Below are 21032 nucleotides of genomic sequence, written 5' to 3' on the forward strand. Positions count from 1 at the left end.
TAATACCATGATTCATGCAGTGAATTTAAAGACAGAATATCTCTTGAACCCTATTGGAATCGATATAACTTCACCACGTTTGATGTGGAATGTTGCAAACGGAATTAAACAATCTGCTTATGTAATTCAAGTTGTAATTAACGGAGAATTGGCATATACAAGTGAAAAGATAGAATCAGATGAGATGTCAGCCCGAATTACAACAGCTCTTAAGAGTAGGGATATCGTATCATGGCAAGTAAAGCTTTATGAAGAATCAGGGGAAGAAGGACCTTGGAGTGAACCGGCGTTTTTTGAGATGGGCCTGCTGCAGCCTGCAGACTGGAAAGCCAAGTGGATCATGGGGAATTACGTTCACAGTAAAAAGAAAAAAGTTCGTTATCCGGTTGATTGTTTTAAAAAAGAGTTTGAGATATCTGGAGGAATCATAAAGGCTAGACTGTATATTACTGCTAATGGAATATATGAAGCTAAACTAAACGGAAAACGTGTAGGAAATCAATATTTCACTCCAGGTTCCACCAATTATGATATCCGAACACATTATCAGACCTTTGATGTTAAGGATTTGCTGTTGGATCAGAATACGATGGAGATAGAATTAGGGGATGGCTGGTATGCAAGTAAGGCAGGCGTCTTTGGGGGGAGTAAAGTTTTTGGGTATGAACCAAAGCTTCTTGCACAGCTTGAAATTACAGACGAAGAAGGTAATATTAGAACTATTTCTTCGGATAACAGCTTTTATTGGAGTAATGATGGACCCATCTGTTACGCGGATATGAAGGACGGAGAGATTGTAGAAGCATGGAGGAAGCCTTCTTATTCTTCTCTTGCATTAGTAACCACATATAAAGGTGTGGTTTGTTGTTCTAATAATGTTCCTGTTGTTGAGAAGGAGCAATTTAAACCTGCGGTTATCAAAACACCTGATGGACAAACTGTTCTTGATTTTAAACAGAATATAGCGGGTTATGTTGAATTCTTTGTAAAGGCGCCTAAGGGTCATAAAATAACTATGGTCATGGGAGAAACATTAAATGATGAAGGAAATTTTACGATAAAAAACATCTCCTTTGATGGAGAATATACGAAATCACACCTTCAAAAAATCGAATATATCTGTAGTGGTAATGGCGAAGAACATTATAAACCCAAGTTTAGCATCCATGGTTTTCAATACGCATTGGTGCAAAATTGGCCAGGAGAAGTTAAGTCTGACAACTTTACTGCAATAGCCGTGTATTCGGATATGGAGGTTACTGCTGAGTTTAGTTGTTCCGATGAGGGAGTCAACAAAATTGTGGAAAATACATTATGGAGTGTAAAAGGGAATTTTTTGGATGTACCCACCGATTGCCCTACGAGAGAGAGGGCCGCATGGACCGGAGATGCACAACTTTTCTTTGATACAGGCACTATTTTTATGGATCAGACCGCTTTTTATAGAAAATGGATGCAGGATGTATGTGACGAGCAGGCCGAAAACGGCTTGGTGTATAACATTACTCCAAGAGTCAGCAACTTCCGTAATTCATTGTCCGTGGAGGGGTCCAGTGGATGGGGAGATGCTATCGTATTAATTCCTTATCGTTATTGGAAACGTTATGGGGATGACAGTGTTATGAAAGAACATTACGATTCCATGGTACGTTGGATTGAATTTTGCATGACAAGGTTAGGAAAGTATAATACTTTCTCCTTTTTAAAGTTTCCGTTTTCTGATAAACACAGAGCATACATTGTAGGAAAAGGTAGACATTTCGGAGAATGGAGTGAGCCAAAAGGTACGGAAGGCAAGATGGCTTTACTGTATCCCAGACCGGAAGAGGCCTCAGCCTATTTGGCCTACTCTCTGATATGCCTTTCTGAGATGGCGCAACATCTGGGTAAGCAGAAGGAAGCGGATAAATATGCAGAGATCTCTCAGAAGATCAAAGAGGCGTATCAACACTATTTTATAAATAAAGAAACCATGGAATCGGAAAGAATGGCTAAACTGGTCAGACCAATAGCACTGGATCTCGTAGACGATAAAACTAAGAAACGATTGGCGGATAAACTTGTGGAGTTGGCAAGAGAACGAAAACATAAAATCGGCACCGGTTTTTTATCCACTCCATTTGTGCTAGGAATTCTCAGTGATTATGGATATACAGAGGATGCATGGAGAATGTTAACCCAGCCGGAGAATCCAGGCTGGATGTATCAAGTTTTGAACGGAGCAACAACCATGTGGGAGAACTGGACACCAGATGCCTCGCTTAACCATTATTCGAAGGGAGGTTGCTGTGAATGGTTGTTTAGTGGCCTATGCGGGATAAACACTTCTGGTAAAATGAATCATTTTGTCATTAAACCAACCCCTTGCAGTGAGCTGAACCATGCTAAACTTGCTTATTTAAGTGTATATGGAAAAGTAACAAGCGGGTGGGAGATAAGTGGCCAAGAAGTCATCTACACCATTGATGTTCCTGGCAACTGTACAGCAGACATTTTACTTCCAGACGGTAATCAATATAGCGTGGGCACGGGGACATATCAATATATTAGTACAAAAGCTAATTCATGCAGGAGCTAAGGCTGATCTTCATCTTGTGATATAGTCTCCAAGTTCCTATCGGGTTCTTTCGTGCCCTTTGGCTTTGATGGTAATCAGGGCTTAAGTTGCTCTAAAAAAAGGTTTTTTAGGATGCGGAATTGTTCAAACGGATCGACCTGTGTATGAAACGCATCAATACCACTTAGCATAGACATTTTTTTAGAGAAATTTCCGAAGACATGGAGCATGGTGATCAAGGTGTCTACTGTATCGTTATCCTTTCGGATAGAACCATCCAGCTCTCCCAGCTCAGCAAGTTTGGAAAACAAGTTAATAAGCTTGTCATACTGTGCTTTGTAGAGTTGAATATCCTCAAGCGGCTCCTTGGAGAGTGCCACGTAGCATTCAAATGCCTCAATGAGTTTGGAATTGTTCTGGTCCTTGATCTGTTGGAAGTTCATAAAGTCGAAAATGCGCTCTAATTTGTCGAAACAGGTTCCTTGTCCATGCACGATTTCTTCGAATCCATTGACTTCAGACTCCACAATCTGTGAAGCAACAGCGACAATTAGATGTTCCTTTTTGGGGAAATATCGAAATATGGTGGCAATACCCAGATTGGCCTCTGTGGCGATTTCCTGCATTGTCGACTGTTCGAAGCCTTGATGGGAAAACACTGTTTTGGCGGCTTCAATAATACTTAACCGTCTTTTTATTCGCATAGTGCTACGTTCAGCCTCAAGTCTTTGCTGGGGTTGAATGGGAATAACCTCCTGTCTTTATAACTCTAAATTAGACTATCAACAGTGTGATTTTTTGTCAATGAAGATAGTCCATACTTCTAATTTAAGCTTTCAAATTCGAAGTGTAACATAAGCGAACGCATAAGAAAAACTCATCTGTCAAAAGGGTGAATTGTAAGGAATTTGAAATCGACACTAAACAAATGGTAGCATGATAATTGTATTGATATTACAACTATCACAAAAAAAACAAGGAGGCGTTCATATGTTTACTAACAAGAATCAGAGCAATTCCGAGTCCAAGGTCGATTTCTTAGATCATTCCTTTATTCAACAACCCTTTCCAGTCTATGAAAAGCTGCGTGCTGAAGAACCCATTCATCGTTTCTTGATGCCAGAGGGACATTATGCTTGGATGGTGTCTCGTTATGAGGATGCCGTAAACGTTTTACAAGATGCTCGCTTTGTTACAAGTCCTCCTGGGCAGACTGCAGAGAACGAGCCTTCACATGTAGAGGTCATCTCTCATAATCTACTTAGCGTGGGCCCAGAGGATCACCGCCGTCTGCGACGCCTAATCCAAAAGGCATTTACCCCAAGAATGATTGAGCGACTGCGGGGAAGGATTGAGGAGATTAGTAATGAGTTGTTAGACAAAATACTTGTTTCATGCAAACGGGAAATCGACTTGATTGAAGAATATGCCTTCCCTTTGCCTATTATCGTTATTTGCGAAATGCTGGGTGTGCCTCTGAAAGATCAGGACAAATTCCAAATGTGGTCGAACATGATTATGGAGAGTGTGAGCAATCCGAACCTGAGCCACGAAAGCGATCAGGCGATGAAAGGTTTCATTGAATACCTGCATAAATTGATAACCGAGAGACGCAAGGATCTCAAGAAAGATCTGATTAGTGATCTCATTAGTGTAGAAGAGGAAGGCGACAAGCTATCGGAACAAGAGCTGTATGCCCTCGTTTTTGTCCTCATTATTGCAGGTCATGAAACTACAGTGAATCTAATTGGTAACGGTATGTTGGCTCTCCTGGAACACCCAGAACAAAAGCGCCTCTTGATGGATAACCCTGACATGATCCAATCAGCGATTGAAGAGATTTTACGATTTAATGGTCCCGCCGAAGTAAGCAATATCCGTTGGGCAACAGAGGACGTTGAACTGGATGGGAAACAGATCTGTGAAGGTGACATGATGCTGGTTGCCTTGTCATCAGCAAATCGGGATTCGAGAAATTTTGACGAAGCAGATGAGTTTGACATCACGCGTAAGCTTAATAACCATATCGCCTTTGGTAAAGGTGTACACTTTTGTATAGGTGCGCCCCTTGCCAGACTTGAAGGAGAAATTGCAATTAACGACCTGCTTCGCAGGCTTCCTGAAATCAGGTTAAATACGGAGGCTCGATTGCTGGAATGGAGACCAGGCATGATTATCCGAGGGCTTAAGACCTTTCCAATCATATTCTGACTATATTAGAGAAATGATGAAATCTACCATATAAAACTCCGAACAATTCATGTAAATTTGCAAGTTAAAACCCAAACGTGATACTGTTAATATTGTAATGATAGCAAAGCTATCAAATGTATATACTCACATTCTGTTAGGGGGAAGAAGAACATGACGTATAACGAAAATATTAAAATCGGGGAATTATTGAATGATGAAAAAGCAGTTGCTATTCTCGCTAAACATTTACCGGAATTTATTAATGCACCTACATTTAAGATGGCCTCGAATTTCACTTTAAATCAATTGGTTGCCATTCCTCAAGTGGATATTCCTGAAGCTACATTAAAAGCGTTAAAGATTGATTTGGCTGAAATAACACTTGTGTCAGAAGAAAATGTAAAAAACAAACCTGTAATGTCTTCACAGAAAAATGATTCCCTCGTCGGGAAAGTGATTACGGTTACAGGTGCAGGAAGTGGAATCGGGAGAGCAAGCGCAATTCTAATGGCAGCCAGAGGAGCAAAACTGGTACTGGTCGATTTTAATGCTTCAACAGGGCTTGAAACACTGGAACTTATAAAAGAACAAAATGGAGAAGCTATTTTTGTGCAAGCCGATGTTTCCTCGAACAATGATGTTCAGAACTATATCCAAAAAGCGGTTGAAACCTACAGGAAAATTGACGTAGCGTTCAATAACGCCGGGATTATGCAGCAGTTCCAGCGTTTTCAGGACATTTCCGAGGAAGAATTTACTCAGGTCATTAATGTGAATTTAAAAGGGATATTCCTTGGGATGAAATACGCCCTTCAAGTGATGGATAAACAAGGGTACGGTCATGTCATTAATACTGCATCTACCACAGCCATTCGAGCTGAGCACAGTCTAGCTGCATACACTGCGAGCAAACATGGAGTTGCTGGTTTAACTAAGGCAGCAGCGCTTGAATACGTTAGAAAAGGTATTCGTGTAAATGCCATCTGTCCTGGTGGAGTAGCTACAACAATGACGGATGCTGCACCCCAAATGCTGCAAGATGGTGGATATATGCCAGAAGAATTCCCTAATATGAGGATAGGACGATTTGCACAGCCGCAAGAACTCGCTGAACTGGTAGCCTTCTTGGCTTCAGATGGATCCAGCTATATGACAGGTTCCATTATCCTAGCTGATGGCGGCCTTACCCTGTAAATTTGTTCATAAGCATTCATAAACTGACTAGAGGCCTGCTTGCGCCGTTGATCAAATTATTCTCTCTGCCCAGCTATATATGCGTTGGCTGGATAACTGGCTTTTTTCGAAGCAAAAATTCGAACTCCTCCCTCAACATTTCCTCGACCGTCGTGTCCTGAGATTCTAGTAAAATCGGGAATGTGGAGAACAGGTAGAGTAGTACAGTAAACAATTGCTCGTTGGACAATTCTTTGCCAACTTCGTTCTAGAAAAGAATTTTGGAATTTTTGCTGATGGCCTCATCCCAATTACCAGATTCCAGCAAGTTAGGGAGCAAGGCGGCTCATACAAATTCTTATAATGCAGAACCCATTGCGCTTTTGTATGTCGAGCAGAACCGAAACGTTTGGATATTCCAGCCTTATTATGACAGGTGGTAGTCCTCATAGATTACGCAAGCAAGCAGGCAATGCCCCGACCATTTGAGACTGAATGCAAGTTACACCTCCACTTGTTTTCCCTCGGAGGTTGGGCTGACCAGAGCTCCTCTATGACAAAAAAAAGTGGTTTGTCATAGAGTATAGAAAGCCGTGAGCAGGAGGAGTCCAATGGCTAAGGTTCACATTTTCGCAGACAGTATCTCTGATATACCCAAGGAATGGGTAGAAAAGTATGATATCGGAATTATTCCACTATATATCGTTTTCCAACAGAAATCATATCTGGATCGAATCGAAATTACTCCGCAAGAGATGTATAACATGGTTGAATTATATGAAGAGCTGCCCAAAACGGCGGCTCCTCCACCGGCAGATTTTATGAAGGCTTTCAGCCCGGTCATTGAAAATGGAGAAGATATACTGTACATCAGTATGTCCTCTCACCTGTCATCTACGTATCAGAATGCGTGTAGTGCTGCCAGAGAATTCCCTCCAGGCAGAGTAACGGTGGTGGATTCGCTCAATGTATCGGCAGGGACCGCTATGCATGTACTGCTTGCAGTGCAGATGGCTAGGGAAGGGAAGAGTGCACTAACCATCGCCCAGGCTTTGGAAGCAGTACGTCATGAGGTACAACTAAATGTACTTGTGGATAATTTGGATTATTTGCATCGTGGAGGACGAGTCAGCAGCATTCAGCATATGCTGTGTAGCTTGCTGAGAATTCGCCCGGGTTTGTATATTCGAGATGGACAGGTTCATGCCGGAGTCAAATATAGAGGCAGCAAAGACAAAGTCGTGAACAAGCTGTTAAATGACATGTTAAGTCAGATCCATCGTATTGATCACGCACATGTCATTATTGCCCAGACATTGGAGGAGGAGAAGGCGGTATGGGTCCGTAATCTCATCCAGGAACAAACCTCTATTCAACATGTGCACATCATCGAAGGAGGCTGCTCTATCTGTTCTCACAGCGGTCCTCATAGCATGGCTATCAGCTATATTTTAAAATCGGAGCCACTGGTTCAGGGCTTCAGATGATCCAAAAATATGTTTTTGAGGGTGTTAAGTTGCTCAGTTTCCTCCACTTGCGTCTTGAAGGCTGCGATGCCGTTAAGCATCGCTATTTTTTTGGAGAAGTTTCCGAAAAATCATCGTTTTAATCGTTTCAACGACATTGGCGTCTCTTCGAACGGGGCCATTCACATTTCCAAGTTCTCCCAGACATTGCCACACAGATCCGTGTGGCAATGTCAGAGTCTATACGAAAATGCAAAGCCGGGAAATAGAAAAGAAACCTACTCAGTTGTAGCATCACCTAAAGGCACTCACATTTTTTGGGTGTTTTTTTATATTGTCATAAAAAAAGAAAGGGCACCTATGTATAACTGAGCTATTGACCGGTTAAGAAATTAAATATTGGTTGATATATAAATATAGCGGCAACAAGTGTCGAGGGACAAGAAGATGGTCCGATTACCGATTAGATGAATATCTAAAGTGGAAGTGGTGAGTCTCTTTTGAATGACTAAAACGCTGAAGACCGGAACCTTTTTTAATTGTTACCAACTCGGAAAGTTACCAAGCCGTTGTACCCACAGATAAATTCGATGCATTAAATGTCGAGGGACAAGAACATGGTCCCATTGAAGTCGCTATTTTAGCGGCTTTTTTATTTTATCGGTACAAGTTCTTGTCCCGAGCCAAGGACAAGAACTTGTACCGATTGCCGTATTGGACAAGAACATAGCCCGATTACCTATTAGATGTACATCTAAACATCGATCACATGCACTTAAAGCTTTATTAAGTACCATAATACATGAAAATGTTCACAATGTTATGTGACAAATGACAAGATGAGAGGTTAAACACGGTTGCTAGGTATTATCGTTTGAAAACTGTAATTGATCCGAAGGAAAAAGAGACAACGTATGAGTATGATACAGCCGGTAACTTGACTAAAACGATTAATCCAAAACAGGCTGTAGTTCAGTATGAGTACAATGGGCAAAATCAGTTAATGAAAAAGACAGATGCCATTGGCAAGGTGACAGATAACAAATATGATTCAAATGGCAACCTAATGGAGACCACGACTCCTAATGGGAACACAATCTCTTCAACATTCACGGCTTTGGATCAACTCAAAACTATAAGTATAGATGGGCAACAAAAGTGGTCTTATGAATATGATGAAAATGGATTACTGGTCAATGTTAATAATGGTGCTCGTTCCTTTACGTATAAGCCTGATGGTTTACCTGAAACAGAGGTAGATAGAGGACATCAAAAGTCTTATATCTATAATGCGAATAGTGGACTTCAGGAACTCTCATATGCAACCGGTGCACATTCGTCTACTGTAAGTTATGATTACACCGAGTTAGATCAAGTCAAAAGCATTAGCAAGGATAATCAAAACCTCATTTCTTATCAGTACAATGATATGGCTGCAATGGAACAAGCCGATCGGGCAAACGGAATTGTAACCAAGGCTGACTACGATACTGGGGAACAGTTGCGCACTTACGGTGATTACTCCAGCACAGGAAGTGTACTTCGCGAGTACGAATACACGTATGACTCTAATGAGAATGTAAAGACAATTCATTCAGAACTAGGTGATACAGCGTATGAGTACGATGCGCTTAACCAACTCGAACAAGAAACTCTACCCGATGGTACAACAATTAAATACCGCTATGACGACGTGGGTAATCGGACACAAAAAGTAGTTGTCACCAATGGGCAGGAGCAAACCACTGTATACGAGCATAATAAAGCCAATCAATTAACTTCTGTTAATGGACAATCTTATCAGTATGACAATAATGGAAACCTATTAAACGATGGAAAACAAACGTATATATATGATGCACTGGATCAATTAATTGAAGTGCAAGATCAATCTGGTCAGAGAATACAGTTTAACGGATCAAACCACAGTATGAATATGACGCATGGTAAATCAGAGTTTAACTTGTGTACAAAATACGAGTTTTGTGAATATGTAATAACAAAAAGAAAAAACCAATGCGATCGTTCGCATTGGTTGCTCTCGCTTTACTGTAATTCTTCTTCTTAATTTCCTTCCTTAGACTGATCACCCTTTGCAGCTCCAGGAAAGCCGCCTCCCATGCCTGGAATAATATTTTCACCCAGTTTGGATAGATCAACCGAAGAAGCATTAATCAGCGAATCCGAGTTCTCTTTCTGTTTCTCGGTCGTGGAAGGAATATCTCCGTCCAGTTGCCCCTGTATACTTTCTGCACGCAGCGTGCCAAGTTTGGTCAATTCCGCAACAGCTTCCTCGTACTTGTCGTAGGTGATAAACGCTGTAGGGTCTTGCTTCACATATTCCGCGATCATGTCGTTCAGGCTCTGCACTTTTTCTTCGAATTTTCCGTCTGCGAAGTATCCATCTACGATCTCCTGCAAATATTCGTGATACTTGGCCTTATACTCGGGCACTTCAAGCAGCTTGCCCAAAATCGGACGTTCCTCCAGGCTGACCCCTGATACCGGCGTATCAATCGCCAGATTCACGACATCGGATGCAGAACCAGATTGAAATCCGCCGAAGGCCATGTTGTAGTCCCAGGGTAACATGCTGATTTGTCCATCGTTCTCATACAGATAATAGTTATGTCCCATTCCGGACGTGTAGCTGTCCATATTGACAACCACCGTGTGGGCTGCGAAATACCTCAGAACTTCGTCCACATCCACATATTTCTCCAGTTCGGTGCCTGTGCTCAAGTTTTTGAGCGATTCGATGACACGCTGATAATCTTCCTCTGTTGTTTTGGTTTCAGCATTGTCAAAGATGGCGGAGTAACTGGATGATTTGTCATCGGTGTACACCAATGAAACACCATTGCCGCTTCCATCCATACCACCTGGACCACGGTTACCCTTCATACCTGCTTCCGGTAATGTATTCGCACCATCTTCCCCTGTCCCACTGTTCATATTGGGCGGGCTTGCACCGTCCGGTGGCGCCATACCTTCATTAGGAAACTGCATATCTCCATATCCTTGTGCAAAAGGATTTCCATCTGGCCCTCCCATACCTCCTGGCCCCATGTTGTTGTCATTGTTCGGCTTGTAAAGTTCACCCTCGTCATTCTTGGCTCTAGCGAGATATCCACTGTCAATGTCCTCGACAGCCAGGTACATGCCCCAAGTCTCTCCATTTACACTAATATTGGAGAATGCGAATAAAGGTGCATCTACGCCAATATAACTCATAATGTCATAACTCAAATATTCCTTCATATAGCTATTGTCACTAATCATGTTGTTAACGACGAGCTTGTCCAACCCCATCCAAGTTTGATCCTTGACGTATTCATCAAACTTGATTTTGAAACTATATCGATCCGTTGTATCATCGTTAGCGACTTGCCGCAGGCTGGAGTTACCCTTTGGACGAATTCCGACGTTTTCAATCGTCGTTCCGTTAATTGTAATATTAGCTGAGATGTACTGTTCCTCGGTTGCAGTGTCCAGCATTTTTTCCCATGCCTCTTCATCCACATCAATCGAAATGGACATAACCTCAGTCTTGTCGATTTGATCAGCATATCCTACTGTCTGCGCGGTATTCTCCGTTTTACTCTGATTATCCGTATTCGTTTGTTCATTTTCAGTCGAATTACTTTCCGAGTCCCCATTTCCTTGATTAGTCGAACTACAAGCCGTCAGCATCGCAGTACATAGCATCGCTACAGCGATAAACTTGGTCGATTTGTATAGATTCATTTGCCATCACCCCATGATTGTTATTTTTTATATGTAACCATCATAGATAGCAATTCTTAAATGAATCTGAATTAAATCGTAAACAGGTCAAACAGAAATATTAATGTTCAAAAAAACTGTAATAGTGGCGTCCATGGACTGTCTTCTGGTCCTCTCAAGTACTACCCTATTGCCGTTAGCTACTCATCATTAATATGGATAAATGTTACTTTTTATTTTTATATACCCCGAGGATTTTTTAATTTTACATGGATTATTATGTGATTCAGCGTATTCCCTCTCCATTCGATCCCATACAACTTCCGGGCTGCGATTAAATCATGCATTTTACGTTTGCCTTCAAACATCTCGAACCTCGTTCTTATTTCGTTCCCTTTTTTTCCTTTGTTATCCGAGTTGACAGCTCATTATACAGCTCATTATACAAAAAAGAGACCATATGAAACATATGGCCTAGGTAAACTGGTACACTGTGAAGGTTACGGTTGCTCGTGAAAAGCTTTCCAGAATGAACCCTCTGTATTAATGATGTCCTTGATCTGGGCAAAAGGGATTGTAAACGTCGGAAATCCCGCGACATAAGGAGCGATTTCATAAGGGCTAAAGTATAAATGCAGTGCATCCGCTGTGACAAAAAAGGGCTGATCCGGGCTGATTCCCTCATACGTGTCCGGAAAAACATAAGAGTACTGCGGATCATTCTTGATCTGATCTCCTACGATTTTGCTAAGCACCTTCACATAATCACTGTTCGGTTTAAACAAATCCTTGAGTTCATACATCTGACCGCTGCTCAGATTAATAATCGCATAGATCATCGTTGGCATGCCATGTGCAGCACCAGCCGGGTAGTTATAACCCGTGAGCTTGAGTTGAAGCAATTGCTGCTTGTAGAACGTAATATCAAAATCACCTGTATACGTGTAATCCAGCTTCTGATCCGCAGGAATTGGCTTCACTTGGGATAATGCCTTTAACTTGGCGTTTACTGCAAGCTGAATGGCTTGATCGGTTAATCCTTCCACCTGCGGATAATACACGAGGTAATCGGGGTTTGGCTTATATTTCTCTTCCCGTACACGATAAGGCGGGTGAAGTGGAACGATTGTATTTTGGCGCCAGATGATCTGCCCGGTTCGGTTTACATAGGATAAGCGTTGGTCCACATACGCCTTAATCAGATCGGGAGCTACCAATTCGAGTGTGCCCGAACCTTCAACACGGGGGTATCCTGATGCAGGTTGCCCATTTAGATCCAGAAAGAACGTTTGTGTTCCATTTGTGGCTGAAGCCAGCCTTCCCTTGTAATTCGATACATCCGTATATACAAAATCCGAAAGCTTTCTACCATTGACATCTGCAATTGCATAGACCGAACCGATAAAAGACTGTTTGGGATCAATCGCTTGCCCCAGGGCCAGCCGATGTTCTCCCAGATCTCGAATGTCATTGTAGGCGGGTTGGATGGTAAATGTGCCCTGAGTATTAATAACGCCATAGATGGAGTTGTAATCCTCCGCTGTATTCACAATAGCGTATCCACCACTGAACGGAAATGCCGAGGTGAAGCTCGGCTGAATTCGGATATGACCACTTTCGTCGATATAACCGTATTTACCTGATGCCTCTTTCTGAAAAGGAAGTAATCCGTCACCCAGAGGTCCTACATAGGCATACGGATACGTCGCCAGCCGCTGACCATTTCGGTTAATTAACGCATATTCATTATCTTTGATCTGCACAACGGCCTTGCCATCCTGAAAATCGTTCGCTGAAGCGAACTGCGCCCGAATGACCTCATTTCCAGAGGTGTCCAAATAACCGTAATGACTGACTTCCCCGCCTGCCTGACTGCTGTCTGAAAGGTAAAATAGCGCTCGGCCGTCCTTCACATCGGCAATAAACGGATATGCCCGTTTGGTCAATACTGCGCCTTGTTCATCAATCATCTTGAACCCTTGGGAATCAATGACAATGGCCCGACCTTCTGTGAAAGAATTAATGGAATCGTATACAGGTTGAACGACAAATTGCCCGTTAAGATTGATGATGCCAGTTTTCCCGTCTTTCACCACGACAGCCAAGCCATTTCGTTGAAAGTCTTGGGCATCGTCAAGTACCGGTTCAAGACGAATACGACCTTGGGCGTCCATATAACCCCACCGGGTTCCAGTTGTTGTTCTGACTGATATCGGAAATAACCACGTCGTTTCACGCGGCCCCTCTGTGCCCATGGCTTGCCTAATCTTCGTTTCCAGCTCAAGCAGAACTTCCCGTGAAGGGTATGGTTCACTGAAGCTTAGCGCTTTTTGGACCGAAACGAGTGCAGCTGGAAATAATCCGGCTTTATACTGAGCGTCCGCAAGATAATACCAATAGAAAATATAATCTGGATGTTGTTCTGCCAATTGTTCGTAATACTTTACTACCTTAGGAAAGTAATACGGATATACATCTGTTGCGGGAACCCATTTACCATTCTGCCAGCGGATGATTTCGACCCGATAAGCTTCACCTGTATCATGAATCCAGAGGGCAATTTCTACTTTGCCATCTCTGCCGTGGTGACCCGGCATATCGATGATTTCCGCATGGCTATAATACAAGTCTTCTGGCGCCAGATCTGTCAGTCCTGCTCCCGTCCAATCGTATACAGCAAGCTTCGACCAGATCGCACCGATCTGCCAGCCGACAATGAGATTGTTCCGCGCCGTGGATGTTACCGATGCCGCTGTCAACAAGGTAACGCCATAACCCAAGCCTTTCGTCAAAGACATCTTGATCCAGTGACCCTGGTAAAATTTCAGAACAAGCAGCATTAATTCACCGCCCTGCTCATATACAGCAGCAATCTCCGGCATTCCGTCTCCCGTTAAATCTGAAGCATAAATAGCCGGATGTTTGACCGGTTTATCAATGGTGACGACAGTCGCGTCAGCCGGGATATGTTGATTGACAATTTGCGTTAACAGAGGTTCACTCATGGACATGCCTGTTTCCTCCTTAAGACAGCATTCGCCTAATGTATGGGTATGCATCATAAGCGGGGATATGACATCTGATCGAATATAACCGTTAACTTGGGAGATTCAAAAACCCATTTTACTCAAATAAAATAAAAAGCATTGCAGAGGCTCATGCTTCTGCAATGCTTTATGTGTCAATTCGTTCAGGATGATTCCTGAGTGCTGAGCTGTACATACTGTGTGAGGCGGCAATAATGAAGCAACATAAGCTCCTCATCGCCGCTCCCCAAAGCGGTTTTTCGGCCCTCTTCGATCATGTGTTCCAATATTTCACGAAGGAAAGTCATTTGGAACCTCGAGGTCTCCACGATTAGCTGTTCCAATACTTCAATATCTTTCAGTGTGAATTGGGATAACCCGCGAAGCAACAGCTCTTCTGACCAGCTGCTGATCTTCTGCATCAACTGACTATAGTCTTCCAATTCTCCCCGTCCTTCCATAACCCGTATCCAGTTTCAGACTGATCACTGTTGGACCCTTCAGGAAGCTGATCGGGTATATCCGTTGTTGCTCTATACGCACGAAAGCATAAAAGTTTTCGAGTGTTCCTGTTCCATAACCCGACTCCAACCTTTTGATCATGGTCTCCCATTCCGTTGAATAAGGAAGAGTCAGATCCAACGTCTCCCCATGGTCACTCTTCATCGTTAGAATAAAGTCCTGTGATTGCTTATCGAAGCGATGCTCTACAACCCGGGCAACCTTGATCATCGCCAGTCGTTCTTTCGGAACGGAAAACAACTCAAATGAGCGCGCATCCTCAGCGAGTACGGAGGGTATATCTTGCATGTACTTGCCCAGATTCACCTCTTCAACTCCTGTTCGGGGCAACAGTGTAAGCTTTGCGCCTTCCCCGGAGGAGAGTCGATGCTCTTCATTTACTTTAACCGAACGAAACTGAACCTCTTCCCCGGCAAATTGACGAAAAGTCAGATTGGGCAGCCATGGAGTGAAGGAACCATAATGCTCTGTATATGAAAATTGATTATCTTCATAGTATACCGCCCGCACATCGCTGTACGTATAAATTTCGGCATCATCAAAGCAATAGAAATAATACGTAATTCCTCGGTAACCGGAGCGTGTCTCCCATGCATCAGCCCCCAATCCATACAGATGCAGCTCTGGAACCGCATAGTATTTACTTCGAAAACTGCCAATGAGCTGACTTTGTTTGAATGCAGATACCTTCTCTTGTTCAAGCACCTGTAATGCAAGATACAACTTGCTTACCCGATCAAGCATCGATTGCATGGAGAACCGTACGTGTCGGTTAAAAAACAGTTGCAGTTCTCCCTGAATCCCACGTAAACCTCGCTCAATGTCGGGAAGATGACCACTATGAGCGGCAATTGCCAATGTCTCCAATTGGGCCATATACGATTGAGGCAGACGAGCAAGTCCCGTCTTTAGCAGGCCTGCCAGCATGCAACGACATTCCTGCACCGTTTGAAGCGAAAATTTGGCATCATGGACTCTTCCACTTATGGCTTCCGTATCATCCAAACCTTGTTGCATCCGATACCGCAATAATGCTTCAAGCTTGGCCATATTGCCAGCAGTTTGTTTTACTTTGCACAGGGCCTTAGCCAGACTAGCTTCTTCTGTAAACGAAACCTCAATTTCTTGTTTCACCAGACGCACCGTTAGAAGAGACTCTTCCAATATTTCAATCTGCTCAGGATATCTTAATCGGAACAGAACCTCCTCAATCAAGGAAGAGCTATACGATTTAATCAAAGGAGCAAGATCCGATTCAACCATCCAGCGAAAGCGTGACTCCGTTACCAGACCAGACTCTGGCTCCAACTCTGCTGATGAAGCTTCTTCACCCTGATTGAATGTATCCTTTGTTTGATATTCTCGTTGATAATACAAAATCGAAATCAATACATGTTTGCAAATATTGTCTGCCGGACAGGAGCACTCCCAATGATCCAGCGTATTTTCAAGTGTACAATGTGTACCATTACTCAACTGACAACCCACAGAGGCTTCGTTCCAAGTGTATTGCACAGTCACGCCATGATCCAACTCTTTCAGAGACCGTTTGTACAACCCTTTGTTGGCATGTCGAATCAAATAATCCTCCGTACACAGCTTCGAAAATATCCGGAATTTCTGTTCAAATCCACTCACGTGATCAACGTCCTGACGCTCTTAAAATATCATAGATCGTCTCACTGAACACACGACCTGCGATTTCACCCAAAGCAGTGGACTTGTGATCGCTATAATAATAGTGTTTCTGACTGCCAGGTTTAAAGAAGTGCAGAGATTCCAGCGTGATATCTTCCAATCCTTCATAATATGAAATGCTGGTACCACTAAAGCGCAGTTCTGCGACAAGATCTCCATACTCTTTGTAAAATTCATGATACCAGCCGCCATCCTGTGCTGGACCTTTGATCCATCCGTATTTCTCCAGTGCTTTGGGGAATGCGGTGGGAGAGAAATCAGACTCCGGCAAACGGTCATATTCAACCTTGTTTTTGTCTTCATCCTCAGGCACATGAATTTGACGATTCAACTGCTCAAACGGCTGCTTGATCTCATAATCCTCCAGCTGCGTTTTCCATCCTTCGAGCGTAGATTGGTCCAGTTCGAGTGGATGAATCAATCCCACCAGCGAACCCGAAGGCAGCTCGTATTCATCTTCATCGACGGTATTAAACGTGCCATCCTCCATATAACGGAACGTGGTGACCAACTGACCCTCTTCATATGTGCCCCATATCAGGCCTACAGCAAATTTCTGCATGATAACATTCTGTACAAACAATGCTGTCCACTCCTCAGCAGACCACAGACGTTGTTTAGACAAAGATTCTTCCAGACGTTGCGCCTGGATGTTAACCATTGTTTTGAGATCCTTCTTCAATTGTGTGAAACGCGCCTTAGATTGTGCTGCAAGTTCAGCATCGTCTTTCTGTGCAGGAGCAGGTAGACTCTTCACAGATTTACCCGTTTCTTCATTTACAACAACGACTTGCAGATCTCCATTCACTTTAATCAGGAATGAACGCTCCCCGTAGCTCAGCTGCATCGTTCCATTCTTATCAAAACCAAGTGTGGTGACGAGTCGATCTTCCAGTTGTTCCGAACTAAGTCCCATATTTTCCGCTGCCAGCTGCAACGCTTCTTCAGCCGCACCCTTAACCTGGCGGTTCTTCACAGTGCGTTTAATCTTGTCAATCGCCATAAGAGCAGAAGGCTCCTTAAGATAGGCCAGTACTTTTACAGCATCAGCTGCAATGGCGCCTCGGCTGTTTTCTGTCCATTCCTTAATTTGGGGAGCCAATATATTCACAATTTGAGTATCGCCAAAGAGTGCCGAGAGGTACATTACCCACTTCTCCTTCGCAGAAGCACTCTCCTGTATCCACAACTGTAGCAGCTCGCTCGCAAACCTTGCGAGCGAGTCCTCGCTTACATACTCACGTAGTTCATTCAGTCTTTCGTTCGGCGCAGATGTATGATCTATTGATTGCACCAAGATATATTGCTTGATTCGATCATCTAATGGTTGATTGTCCTCTGAACGTATCAGAGAAGGAAGATCGTTCAAGGACAACCAGCTTAGTCTGGTCAGCTTTTTGGCATCTGCCTGATCTGCAAGTGCCGCATGAGCATACTCTGGGCTTTGATCCGCGGTATCCAGCAGAATTTGAATCAGGTTCTTCCATTCCGCAGACTTCTCCCCATTCAGAAGCTCAAGGTATATATCCTTGCTATGATCCAGACTGCGGATGGCGCTCAGAGCCATTTCTTTTACACCCGTTTTTTTCTCCGAACGATATATTGCTATATATAAGTCATGGTCAGGAATCCGATTGAATTCAGATAACGCCACGCCATTTGCCTTTTTGGATGTATCCTGCAATCCGGCACGAATCGCTTCAGCTACCTGTTTAGTCGATAGGTCGTGACGTTGTTCAAAGGTGATTTCCAAAATTAAGATGCGCGTGTCCGTGGGCAGTTTCTTGTACTGTCTCAGAGCAAAGTCCAGATTTTGCTGAATGATCCGGCGATATTCATCCTGAGGCATCGATTTGTACTTGTAATCGGTCATACCGTTGAGAGAGATCAGGCTTGACAGTAATTTCTCTTGTTTTACCTCTGGATCTTGGCCATAAAGTTCCAGCAGCTTCTCACCGCTAAATGCGTAAGATTGATACATATCAGAAACGATATCGAGTGTCCACTCGGGATACGTGGTCAGAATCACGAACCGACGCATCGCCTCCGAATCCAAAGGCAGGAAACTAATGCTGATCAAGTTATGAACGCGCCTTTTGTCACGATTCAGGTTATTAAACAGTCCACGACTATTCGGATCTTCCCAGTAGTCCTCAAAGGAACTCTCCCCGTTTAAATATCGTGCAATCGCAAGCCCCTGTCTGCCTCCATCTAACGGATGCCGAAGAACACTGAACACGGCTTGCTCAACCGTTTCATCCACATCTGGTACTGCGATTCCATGGTCCTCCAGCACTTTTTGAATACACAATTTGAGGAATGGGGGTTTTAATATGTGGTATGCACGAATCGCTTGCTGCGGATCATTCACAATCGTGGATTGCAGAAATTGCCATGGTATGGTGTAAGCTTCGAGTTCATTACGCAACATTTCGATGAGATGATATGGTTCATCCAGGGGCACTAGCCCTGACAGCAATTCGTTGGCATTTTTCGTTCTTGTATCCATACTTAACAAATAGCGCCGAACTTCAAGTGGATAGATCTCATGTAATTGGTTTATGGCTTCGAGCAAAATAAGACCGGTCTCACTATTGTTTTCAAGGAAACGTTGTTTGCCGCCACTGATGTTAACCAAATATAACAAAGCATTACTCAAAAGGATCATCGTCTTGTCGAACTCACTGTAAGACACCTGCTCCTTTTTGGAGAGAGAAGTGTTCGAATAGTTCTCAGCTATAACCTGATTATGCTTCTCCCGGAGAAATTCATCATTTAATTCATATGCAGATTTGTTATGTTTTGTTTGAAAATTGCAAACCACCAGCGGCTCAATCAATGTACGCAATTCGTTCCGCAGCTTACTTGTATCATGGGTCATCACGTGTTGAAATAATGCAGGCAGAGATTGAGTGAACTGTTGTACCTGGGCAAGATGGGAAGGGCTATTATTGAGATCTGAATAGAGTCGAAGGAGTATCATTCCATTGATTACATCCTGGAAATTCCCCTTCAGTCTACTCTTTAATTCATCCAGAATTTCCTTCTCTCCAGCATAGCGATTGATTTTCTCCAAACGGGACAGCAACTCGCCCATCCGATCATCGGTTTTGCTCTTTCCACTCAGTCCATAAGCTTCCGAGTCGCTTCCAAGGCAGAGCGTAAAACCATCGGTTCTCCACGAATTCCTTCTGGAATAATTGGATTCCATATGAATTACAATGGCTCCCGCTCGAAAAAAGATGTCTCCCTCATCTTTTTTGGCAATTTTCATAAGTACTTCTATCGTCTGGTACGCATAATGGCTGGAACCTCCCATCATATCCGGAAACTTGTCCGTCGTTCCCATCACATAATCAATGATTTCCGAACTCCGGTCCGTTTTCAACGAATATTCATTGGAACACACCTCTGCAAACTTCTCCACCAAAGCTTCTACTGCGCGGTCTGCGGTTAACATTACACATTCCTCCTTGAATATGAGTTTATAAATGATCTTGTATATCACCAATTAAGTAATAATCTCGCCAATCCAGTCTGCCAACTCATTGGGCGTAATCGCAGCTACATGTGCACCCATATTGGATAACGTCTGCGCAGCATGTTTGTTGTACACGGTATCTCCGTTAAAATCGAGTGCGGTCAGCACAAGCAATTTGCAGCCCGTATCCAGAATATCCTTACATGCCTTATACATGTGCTGGATCGGGTAACCTTCCTCCAAGTCACTAACGAGAATGTATATCGTTTTTCCAGGATTTTCGATTAACGTCTCACCATAACGGAGTGCCTTGGTAATATGCGTTCCTCCACCAAGCTGCACGTTCATAAGCACATCTACCGGATCTTCCAGCCTGTCACTCAAATCGACAACCTGTGTGTCAAAAATGAACAATTTCGTTCGTAGTGCATTCAGACGATAGAAGATGCTGGCCATCACCGAACTGTATATCACTGAATCTAACATGCTTCCACTCTCATCCACACCAATGATGATGTCCCACTTGTTGTGAGACTGGATATTCCCGTCAAAATATAGACGATCAATTACAAATCTTCGATTGTTTTTGTCATAATTCTTCAAGTTCTTGGTAATCGTCTGTTTGAAATTTAGATTGCGCAAGGAACGCACCGAACTGGATGCATAACGGCTGCGTTTCCCCATAATGCTTGCTCTGGTCTGAGATTCCAGTTTGCGTCGCAGCTCTTCAACCACGACTCGTACGATTCCTTTGGCGCTCTTTAATACGTCGCCTTTCATTCGTCCTTTAAATTGCATAATGTTCTTGAGTAGGTTCATATTGGGTTCGAGGGATTCGAGCAGCTTTTTGTCCGTTAACAATTCCGTTAGGCCATAACGGTCAAGCGCCTGTTTCTCCAGAATTTCTACCGTTGATTTCGGGAACAGTTTCCTGACCTTATGCAACCATTTGGGAACGGATAGATCCGAAGGGCCCCTTCCTCCCCCTTTTCTGTAACCCTGCTCTTCACCGTATTCGCGATTATACAGATATCCGAGAATCTCATCGACTTCGGTATATTTAAAATCATCAGGGGAATAGTCTTCAGCATTGGACAGTCCTTCTTCGGCGGATTCACCTAGAATAAGGCGCCAACGGTTTAAGGTTTCTGCCCGGTTCAGCTCTGCATTGTCTTTCACCATTTCCTTGG

Annotated in this window: 12 protein-coding genes; 5 read left to right on the forward strand and 7 right to left on the reverse strand. The window is 43.3% G+C overall.

Annotated elements, in window-relative coordinates:
- Positions 1-7 precede the first annotated feature (7 nt).
- Positions 8-2578: an alpha-L-rhamnosidase gene (locus BMW94_RS06145; protein ID WP_090995798.1), complete on the forward strand. Its 2571-nt coding sequence runs from the start codon at positions 8-10 to the stop codon at positions 2576-2578.
- A gap of 74 nt (positions 2579-2652) precedes the next feature.
- Here the strand turns inward: BMW94_RS06145 and BMW94_RS06150 are convergent, their stop codons facing one another.
- The gene (locus tag BMW94_RS06150; protein WP_090995801.1) at positions 2653-3261 is read right to left on the reverse strand and encodes a TetR/AcrR family transcriptional regulator; all 609 of its coding nucleotides are present in this window, start codon (positions 3259-3261) and stop codon (positions 2653-2655) included.
- Between the two features lie 286 nt (positions 3262-3547).
- On the opposite strand from BMW94_RS06150, the gene BMW94_RS06155 reads away from it, so the two are divergent.
- The 4 genes from BMW94_RS06155 to BMW94_RS06175 all read left to right on the forward strand — a co-directional run bounded on the left by BMW94_RS06155 (position 3548) and on the right by BMW94_RS06175 (position 9457).
- Positions 3548-4768 (forward strand): cytochrome P450 family protein, encoded by a 1221-nt coding sequence (locus tag BMW94_RS06155; protein ID WP_090995805.1) that lies wholly within the window; start codon positions 3548-3550, stop codon positions 4766-4768.
- Positions 4769-5167: 399 nt separating this feature from the next.
- A complete protein-coding gene (locus tag BMW94_RS06160) occupies positions 5168-5944 on the forward strand; it encodes an SDR family NAD(P)-dependent oxidoreductase (protein ID WP_090996288.1) in 777 nt (258 codons plus the stop codon).
- A gap of 590 nt (positions 5945-6534) precedes the next feature.
- Positions 6535-7410 (forward strand): DegV family protein, encoded by an 876-nt coding sequence (locus tag BMW94_RS06165; protein ID WP_090995808.1) that lies wholly within the window; start codon positions 6535-6537, stop codon positions 7408-7410.
- Positions 7411-8263: 853 nt separating this feature from the next.
- Complete coding sequence (locus BMW94_RS06175; protein WP_090995813.1) at positions 8264-9457, forward strand: RHS repeat domain-containing protein; 1194 nt, start codon at positions 8264-8266, stop codon at positions 9455-9457.
- Here BMW94_RS06175 and BMW94_RS06180 read toward each other — a convergent pair.
- From BMW94_RS06180 to BMW94_RS06205, 6 genes are all read right to left on the reverse strand, one after another.
- Positions 9454-11136 carry a CotH kinase family protein gene (locus BMW94_RS06180; RefSeq protein ID WP_090995816.1) on the reverse strand — a complete coding sequence of 561 codons (1683 nt, stop codon included), beginning with the start codon at positions 11134-11136 and terminating at the stop codon, positions 9454-9456. The two genes, BMW94_RS06175 and BMW94_RS06180, sit on opposite strands and share 4 nt — an antisense overlap.
- Before the next feature lie 479 nt (positions 11137-11615).
- Positions 11616-14126 (reverse strand): WG repeat-containing protein, encoded by a 2511-nt coding sequence (locus tag BMW94_RS06185; protein WP_090995818.1) that lies wholly within the window; start codon positions 14124-14126, stop codon positions 11616-11618.
- Between the two features lie 179 nt (positions 14127-14305).
- Positions 14306-14584 carry a hypothetical protein gene (locus tag BMW94_RS06190; protein ID WP_175480597.1) on the reverse strand — a complete coding sequence of 93 codons (279 nt, stop codon included), beginning with the start codon at positions 14582-14584 and terminating at the stop codon, positions 14306-14308.
- Positions 14571-16301, reverse strand: coding sequence for a hypothetical protein (locus BMW94_RS06195; protein ID WP_090995823.1), 1731 nt, complete (start codon positions 16299-16301; stop codon positions 14571-14573). The genes BMW94_RS06190 and BMW94_RS06195 overlap by 14 nt, the downstream gene beginning before the upstream one ends.
- A 4-nt stretch (positions 16302-16305) precedes the next feature.
- Positions 16306-19821: a DUF4132 domain-containing protein gene (locus BMW94_RS06200; RefSeq protein ID WP_090995826.1), complete on the reverse strand. Its 3516-nt coding sequence runs from the start codon at positions 19819-19821 to the stop codon at positions 16306-16308.
- Between the two features lie 51 nt (positions 19822-19872).
- On the reverse strand, positions 19873-21024 hold the full coding sequence (locus tag BMW94_RS06205; protein WP_254790149.1) for a VWA domain-containing protein: 1152 nt from the start codon (positions 21022-21024) through the stop codon (positions 19873-19875).
- Between the last annotated feature and the right edge of the window lie 8 nt (positions 21025-21032).

Origin of the sequence: Paenibacillus sp. OK003 (assembly GCF_900109515.1) — a bacterium.
Taxonomy (GTDB): Bacteria; Bacillota; Bacilli; order Paenibacillales; family Paenibacillaceae; genus Paenibacillus; species Paenibacillus marchantiae.

Bases quoted from the DNA above. Each gene is read 5' to 3' on its own strand.
- BMW94_RS06145 (WP_090995798.1), top strand. From the start codon at position 8: ATGATTCATGCAGTGAATTTAAAGACAGAATATCTCTTGAACCCTATT.
- BMW94_RS06150 (WP_090995801.1), bottom strand. From the start codon at position 3,261: ATGCGAATAAAAAGACGGTTAAGTATTATTGAAGCCGCCAAAACAGTG.
- BMW94_RS06155 (WP_090995805.1), top strand. From the start codon at position 3,548: ATGTTTACTAACAAGAATCAGAGCAATTCCGAGTCCAAGGTCGATTTC.
- BMW94_RS06160 (WP_090996288.1), top strand. From the start codon at position 5,168: ATGTCTTCACAGAAAAATGATTCCCTCGTCGGGAAAGTGATTACGGTT.
- BMW94_RS06165 (WP_090995808.1), top strand. From the start codon at position 6,535: ATGGCTAAGGTTCACATTTTCGCAGACAGTATCTCTGATATACCCAAG.
- BMW94_RS06180 (WP_090995816.1), bottom strand. From the start codon at position 11,136: ATGAATCTATACAAATCGACCAAGTTTATCGCTGTAGCGATGCTATGT.
- BMW94_RS06185 (WP_090995818.1), bottom strand. From the start codon at position 14,126: ATGTCCATGAGTGAACCTCTGTTAACGCAAATTGTCAATCAACATATC.
- BMW94_RS06200 (WP_090995826.1), bottom strand. From the start codon at position 19,821: ATGTTAACCGCAGACCGCGCAGTAGAAGCTTTGGTGGAGAAGTTTGCA.
- BMW94_RS06205 (WP_254790149.1), bottom strand. From the start codon at position 21,024: ATGGTGAAAGACAATGCAGAGCTGAACCGGGCAGAAACCTTAAACCGT.